This is a genomic window from Bradyrhizobium sp., assembly GCF_028868675.1.
Lineage (GTDB): Bacteria > Pseudomonadota > Alphaproteobacteria > Rhizobiales > Xanthobacteraceae > Bradyrhizobium.
Genome location: NZ_JAGWUA010000240.1, coordinates 1 through 6,394 on the forward strand (window position 1 = coordinate 1; position 6,394 = coordinate 6,394).

Annotated in this window: 8 protein-coding genes and 1 pseudogene; 3 read left to right on the plus strand and 6 right to left on the minus strand. The window is 66.4% G+C overall.

From position 1 onward, the window contains the following. The 6 genes from prs to KGM94_RS22370 form a co-directional block, all read right to left on the minus strand. Positions 1 to 451 (minus strand): ribose-phosphate diphosphokinase (prs, locus tag KGM94_RS22345; protein ID WP_300264192.1); only part of this gene is annotated, 451 nt, incomplete at its 3' end. Positions 452 to 621: 170 nt separating this feature from the next. Beyond that, positions 622 to 1,233, minus strand: a complete 612-nt coding sequence (locus KGM94_RS22350; protein ID WP_300264194.1) for a hypothetical protein — start codon at positions 1,231 to 1,233, stop codon at positions 622 to 624. 178 nt (positions 1,234 to 1,411) lie between these two features. After that, the gene (gene pgeF, locus KGM94_RS22355; RefSeq protein ID WP_300264195.1) at positions 1,412 to 2,182 is read right to left on the minus strand and encodes a peptidoglycan editing factor PgeF; all 771 of its coding nucleotides are present in this window, start codon (positions 2,180 to 2,182) and stop codon (positions 1,412 to 1,414) included. Next, positions 2,179 to 3,306, minus strand: coding sequence for an SAM-dependent methyltransferase (locus KGM94_RS22360; RefSeq protein WP_300264197.1), 1,128 nt, complete (start codon positions 3,304 to 3,306; stop codon positions 2,179 to 2,181). Before KGM94_RS22360 ends, pgeF begins: the two co-directional genes overlap by 4 nt. Positions 3,307 to 3,327: 21 nt before the next feature. After that, entirely contained in the window at positions 3,328 to 4,170 is an 843-nt protein-coding gene (lgt, locus tag KGM94_RS22365; RefSeq protein ID WP_300264199.1) for a prolipoprotein diacylglyceryl transferase, read from the minus strand. 9 nt (positions 4,171 to 4,179) lie between these two features. After that, positions 4,180 to 4,911, minus strand: a complete 732-nt coding sequence (locus KGM94_RS22370; protein WP_300264200.1) for a dienelactone hydrolase family protein — start codon at positions 4,909 to 4,911, stop codon at positions 4,180 to 4,182. 181 nt (positions 4,912 to 5,092) lie between these two features. On the opposite strand from KGM94_RS22370, the gene KGM94_RS22375 reads away from it, so the two are divergent. The 3 genes and pseudogenes from KGM94_RS22375 to KGM94_RS22385 form a co-directional block, all read left to right on the plus strand. Beyond that, complete coding sequence (locus KGM94_RS22375; protein WP_300264202.1) at positions 5,093 to 5,353, plus strand: accessory factor UbiK family protein; 261 nt, start codon at positions 5,093 to 5,095, stop codon at positions 5,351 to 5,353. A gap of 161 nt (positions 5,354 to 5,514) precedes the next feature. Beyond that, on the plus strand, positions 5,515 to 6,270 hold the full coding sequence (locus tag KGM94_RS22380; RefSeq protein ID WP_300264204.1) for a 50S ribosomal protein L25/general stress protein Ctc: 756 nt from the start codon (positions 5,515 to 5,517) through the stop codon (positions 6,268 to 6,270). 25 nt (positions 6,271 to 6,295) lie between these two features. Further along, positions 6,296 to 6,394: pseudogene (locus KGM94_RS22385) on the plus strand (aminoacyl-tRNA hydrolase); the annotation flags it as partial.

Here is a 6,394-nt window from a genome sequence, read left to right on the forward strand (position 1 = left end):
CGTAAAGGTTGTCGGTCGGGATGTCGAAGAAGCCCTGGATCTGGCCGGCATGCAGGTCGAGCGTCATGACGCGGTCGACGCCGGCCTGGGTGATCAAATTCGCGACCAGCTTGGCCGAGATCGGCGTGCGCGACCCGGATTTGCGATCCTGCCGGGCATAGCCGAAATAGGGCAGCACCGCGGTGATGCGGCGCGCCGAGGACCGGCGCAGCGCATCGGTAATGATCAGCAATTCCATCAGATGGTCGTTGGCGGGGAACGACGTCGACTGGATGATGAAGGCGTCGGAGCCGCGGACGTTTTCCTGGATCTCGACGAAGATCTCCATGTCGGCGAACCGCCGCACCACCGCCTTGGTGAGCGGCAGGTCCAGCCCCTGCGCGATGGCCTGCGCCAGCGCCGGATTGGAGTTGCCGGCAACGAGCTTGATTGAGCCGTTTTTGGCCGACATGGACGCTTCCTCCCGCGCCTTGCTGGATACGACGTTCAGCATCTCGGAATACCCATGGGAGCACGGTTTCGACGCGCGAGGAAATATCAGGCCGATACCGCCGCTGGCAACCCGGGATGCTACGTTTTCCTGTCCAAAATCCCGAATCCGGCCAACACTTTGGCCGTGGGTCAGCGGTCCGTGTAGCCGAGCGCGCTGGCCGGCATGTCGACCGCCGGCTGGGGTGGCAGGAGGCTCGCGACCGCAGGTCCGCGCAGACCCGGAACGGTGCCCGGGCCATCCTGCGGGCTCCCGTTGATCATGTTGGAAAGTCCGCTGAATCCGGCCTGTGCGATCTTCCGCAGGATCATGTCGTCGGCCGCCGACCAGGGGTCGCGGCCGGCCTTGCCGCCCGGTTCCTCGCCGGACAGCCGCAGGGCCCGCTGCTGGTTGGCGTCATAGACGTCCCAGACCCAGGCGATCATGGTCTTGCCGCGGACCACCTGGGCGGAGAGGTAGCTGCGCACGCGATAGGCGGCCGAGCCCTCGCGGGACACGATCGACAGGCTGCGCAGCTTGGATTCGCTGTCGAGCACGCCGACCATGCGGTCGAAGACCGCCGGCGGCGGCCCGTCGATCGATTCGAAGGCGATCGTCGCATTGCTGCCGCTCGGGGCCATCGCATAGGAATTAGAGGCCGCGCCGCCGCCGGCGCAGCCGCCGAGCGCGCAAGTGGCTGCCAGCAGCACGGCTGCCAGCAAGCGCGAAGTTGCGCGAGACAAGACTGGTGACGCGTCCCTCATTATGGGGGCAGCGATATCGTTAAAATCCGTTAACGTCTAGGGCAAGGAGGGCACAGAGCCGCAGCTATCGAAATTCGTTCGTAGTTGTTTGGGTTTGCGTCATTCGGAAACCATAGGCTCGTGTCCCGGACGCGCTGCGGCGCGCAGTGCCGCTGCGCTGTGTCCGGGGCACGAGAGGTTACCCCTCCAGCGCGATGGCGTGGATGTGGCGGCCGTAGTCGGGCTCCCTGCGGTGCACGGAGCGGCGATAGCTGAAGAAGCGCTCGTCGGCATAGGTGTCCAGCCCGAGATCGTCGATCATCAAGACGCCGGCGGCCTCCAGCCGCATGCGGATGAAACCCGCGAGGTCGAACATCGCGTGGCCCTCGCGCACCGAGGGCATGAAGAACACCGCATTGTCGGCATCCGCCGCGATGAAGCGGTCGACGAACTCGTTGCCGACCTCGTAGGAGTCTTGGCGGATCAGCGGACCGATCGCCGCGATGATGTCGGCGCGGGCGGCGCCGAGCCTCTCCATCGTCTCGATCGTCGATTCCAGCACGCCGGTGAGCGCGCCCTTCCAGCCGGCATGCGCCGCGCCGATGACGCGCGCGACGGGATCGACAAACAGCACCGGGCCGCAATCGGCGGTGGAGACGCCGAGCGCGAGCCCGGGCGTGCGGGTCACCAGCGCATCGCCCTTCGGCCGTTGCGGTCCGCTCGGCCAGATCTCCTCGGCCACCAGCGCGTCCGGCGAATGGATCTGGTGCAGGCTGACGAAACGCTCCGGCGCGACGCCGACATGCTCGGCCATGCGGCGGCGGTTCTCGGCGACATTGGCCGGATCGTCGCTGGAGCCGAGCCCGCCATTGAGCGCGGAATAGATGCCCCGGGACACCCCGCCGTCGCGGGTGAAGAAGGCGTGTCGCAGGCCGGGCACCGCCGACAGCAGGGACGAACCGAAGGTCATGACGCCGCTTCGTCCTCCTCCTCGACGGTGTCGCTGAGGCCGGCGAGCCCGGTCAGCCGCGGCTCGGAGATGCCGAGTACCTTGAACATCGAGCCCATGCCGCCGCGCCCGGTGTCGGTCAGGCGCTTCAGCGCTGCCGAAATGTCGGTGGAGACGTCCGCCGTCGCCTTCTGCATCAAGGCCGCCGCGCGCGTCTCGATGCCGAGCCGCTTCAGGAATTCGCCCTGCGTCACAGGACCGTGGACGCGGGCGCCGACGTCCTCGGCGGCGCGGCCGAGCGCCTGGAAGTCGACATGGGCGGTGACGTCGGCCTGGCCCGGCGCCTTCAGGGGATCGGTGAAGCTGTGGCGCGCGATCGCCTGGAAGGTGTCGCCGGCATCGCTGCGCAGATGGCCGTAGTCGATGATCAGCGCCGCGCCGTCCTGGTCGCGCACCCTGGTCGCAAGCTTCATGATCTCGGCATCGGGCCGCCACTCGAACACCGCGCCGACGGGCGCCGCTCTCACCAAGGGCGGCAGCAGCACGTCGAAGCGCGGGGTCGGCTCGGCGGCGGCGCCGAACACCAGCCGGCCGTTGGCGTCGACGTCGACGACGCGTTCGTGCCAGCCCGTCTCGCGCTTCACCATCTGGTGGATCGGCAGCACGTCGAAATATTCATTGGCGAGGATGATGCAGGGGCCTTCCGGCACGCTATCGATGGTGTCGTGCCAGGCGATGCTGCGCACGCCCGACAGCGCGGTCTTTTGCCGCTCGCGCAGCACCGGGTTGACCTCGACGAGGTGGATGCTGAGCGCCTGGTAGAGCGGCGGCAGCACCCGCAACGCCCGCAGCGCATCCGCCATCATGGTGCCGCGGCCGGGGCCGAGCTCGATCAGCCGCAACAGCGGCGGCGAGTCCATCTGCCTCCACACCGAGGCCGCCCAAAGACCCAGCAATTCGCCGAACATCTGGCTGACTTCGGGTGCGGTGGTGAAGTCGCCCTCCCGCCCGAGCGGATCGCGCGAAACGTAATAGCCGTACCGCGGATGCATCAGGCACAGATCCATGTACCGCCAGACCGGCATCGGGCCGGAGGATTTGATGAGCTTCCTGATCTCGTTCAACAGTGCCGAGTGTTCGGTCACAGCCTGCTTTCTCGAAATGAACTAGCGCGCAACCTCTGCCGTCTTCGGCGCACCGCGCCGCACGGCCAATACAATGAGGACTATCCCTACGATCAGCATCGGTATCGACAACAACATGCCCATGGTCAAGCCGCCCCACAAGAAACCGAGCTGGGGATCGGGCTCGCGGAAATGCTCGCCGGCAATCCGGGCGAGGCCGTAGATCAGGATGAAGCTGCCGAGGATCAGGCCGGGCCGCTTCAAAGCGCCGAGGCGGATCATCACCGCCAGCACCGTGAACAGCAAGATACCTTCCATGCCGGCTTCATAGAGCTGGCTCGGATGGCGCGGCACGTTGCCGCCGGTCGGAAAGATCATCGCCCAGGGCAGGCTCGGATCGGCGGCCCGGCCCCACAATTCGCCGTTGATGAAATTGGCGAGCCGCCCCAGGAACAGGCCGATCGGCCCGACTGCGGTGGTGATGTCGCCGAGCGACAGGATCGGGATGTGGTTGCGCCTGGCAAACGCCATCACCGCGACGACGCAGCCGAGGAAGCCGCCGTGGAAGGACATGCCGCCCTCCCACAATTTGAACATCGCGGCGGGGTGCTCGATGAAGAAGGGCAGATTGTAGAACAGCACATAGCCGGTGCGGCCGCCCAGGATGATGCCGAGCGTGACCCAGAGGATGAAGTCGTCCAGCTGGATCGGCGAAATCGGCGCCGGTCCGCCCCACAGCCTCTCGTTCCTGATCAGCGCCCGCGCATAGAGCCAGCCGAGCACGATGCCGCCGATATAGGCGAGCGCGTACCAGCGGATCGCGAACGGCCCGAGCGAGATCGCGATCGGATTGAAGGAGGGGAAGTCGATCAGGAGAAAGGGCATCGCGCGGAGCTAGACGAGATTGCGGCGGTAGAGCGCGAGCAGCCGCTCCCAGTGCCGCTCCGCGGCGTCGCGGTCGTAGACGGGCCGCTTCGGGAAGGCGAAGCCGTGATGGGTGCCGGGATAGGTCTCGACCTCGTTCCCGGTGCCCTTCATGCTCTGCTTCACCTTCTCGATCACCTCCGGCGGCGCGTAGATGTCGGTCGCAGCGCACGCGAAATAGAGCTCCGCCTTGGTCTTGTCGGCGGCGAGATGCGGGCTGTCGGCCTCTTCCGTCGCCAGATGCGTGCCGTAGATCGAGGCTGCGGCCTTGACGCGATCGGGGAAATGCGTGGCGGCGTTGATGGCGTAACGGCCGCTCATGCAGTAGCCGAGCGCGCCGACGATTCTGGCGTTCGCCGCGGCCTGGCCTTCGGCATAGGCCAGCAGTGCCTTGGTATCCTCCATGATCATGGGGATGTTGATCGAGGCCATCAGCTGGAACATGCGCTTGCGTTCCGGCGAATTGGGATCGGCCGGCAGCGGCCCGAGTTCGTTGACGCCGGAGCGGTAATAGAGGTTCGGCAGCATCACGTAATAACCGGAGGTGCCGAGCCTGCGCGCCATGTCGCGCAGTTCCTCGCGGATCGCCGGCGCGTCCATGTAGAAGATGATGACCGGAAACGGCCCGCCGCGCTCGGGATGGGTGATGAAGGTCGAGGTGTGACCGTCCCTGGTGGGAATTGCGATCTGCTGGTCGATCATGCCTGCGTCTGCCTTCCGAATCCTGCGATGTCCGGGCGTTCGACACGATTGCAAGGAAACCGGGGCATGACAAGGATACCGCGGGCCGCGAGGCCGGCAATGCCGAGCCCCTTGAACGAGCGTCTGCGGATTGCCATTGTCTTCCGAGGTTCAGCTCGCGCAAAGGTTACCGGAGATCGCCATGACCCAGACCAACAACCGGTTCTTCGACGAGATCGGACGGCTGATGAACGACGCCGCCGGCGCCGCCCAGGGCGTCAAGCGCGAGTTCGATACGGTGATGCGCACGCAGGCGGAGAAATTCCTGCGCGACATGGACCTGGTCAAGCGCGAGGAGTTCGAGGCGGTCAAGGACATGGCCCGCCTGGCGCGCGAGGAGAACGAGGCGCTGAAGGCGCGCATCGCGGCGCTGGAGGCCAAGGTCGGCGGAACGCCGACCTAACCATCCGGGCTACGGTCCCATTCTCCTCCTTGTCATTTCCGTAGCTTCCGGCTAAAAGCCCGCCACGTCCGCGGCCCCCGCACCCCTGGAGGCTTGCTGCGGACTGCACCATGGGCCGCGCTGCGGCCCATTAACTTTTGTAAAAACAAGGACTTAAGACTATGGCGACCGTCAAGGAATTGAAGGCGACCGCACGTCCGCAGAGCGGCAAGGGGGCCGCCCGGGCAGAGCGTCGCGCCGGGAGAGTGCCCGGAGTGATCTATGGCAACAACCAGCCCCCGCTCACGATCTCGGTCGATGATCGCGACCTGCGCCAGCGCATCCTGGCCGGCCGGTTCCTGACCACCCTGTTCGACATCGAGCTCGACGGCAAGAAGCACCGCGTGATCCCGCGCGACTTCCACCTCGATCCGGTCAGGGACTTTCCGATCCATGTCGACTTCATGCGGCTCGGCGAAGGCGCCACCATCCGCATCCACGTGCCGCTGCACGTCGTGAACTCGGAAGCGGCTCCCGGCATCAAGCGCGGCGGCACCGTCAACATCGTCACCCACGCGCTCGATCTGGAGTGCTCGGTCGACAACATCCCGCAATATGTCGAGGCTGACGCCAGCTCGCTCGAGATCGGCCACTCGCTGCATCTCACCGACATCAAGCTGCCGGCCGGCGTGAAGTCGCTGACCCGCTCGGATGCGACGCTCGTCACCATCGTGCCGCCCTCCGGTTACGCCGAAGAGCAGAAGGCGGCTGCGGCAGCTGCTGCGGCAGCGGCGACGGGTGCTGCGGCGGCTCCGGCTGCGGGTGCTGCGGCTCCGGCTGCAGGTGCGGCGGCTCCGGCCGCGGGAGCTCCGGCTGCGGGCGCTGCGGCTCCGGCGGCGGCTGCCAAGGCGCCTGCCGGCGGCGACAAGAAGAAGTAACGCGGCGCCTGCAGGATGCCGCGTCATGCGACTCTTTGTTGGCCTCGGTAATCCCGGCGCGAAATACGCCCAGAACCGGCACAACATCGGGTTCATGGCCGTTGACGAAATCGCACGGCGTCAT

Coding starts and splice junctions, on each gene's coding strand:
- pgeF (WP_300264195.1), bottom strand. CDS start 2,182: ATGACCTTCGGTTCGTCCCTGCTGTCGGCGGTGCCCGGCCTGCGACAC.
- KGM94_RS22350 (WP_300264194.1), bottom strand. CDS start 1,233: ATGAGGGACGCGTCACCAGTCTTGTCTCGCGCAACTTCGCGCTTGCTG.
- lgt (WP_300264199.1), bottom strand. CDS start 4,170: ATGCCCTTTCTCCTGATCGACTTCCCCTCCTTCAATCCGATCGCGATC.
- KGM94_RS22375 (WP_300264202.1), top strand. CDS start 5,093: ATGACCCAGACCAACAACCGGTTCTTCGACGAGATCGGACGGCTGATG.
- KGM94_RS22380 (WP_300264204.1), top strand. CDS start 5,515: ATGGCGACCGTCAAGGAATTGAAGGCGACCGCACGTCCGCAGAGCGGC.
- KGM94_RS22370 (WP_300264200.1), bottom strand. CDS start 4,911: ATGATCGACCAGCAGATCGCAATTCCCACCAGGGACGGTCACACCTCG.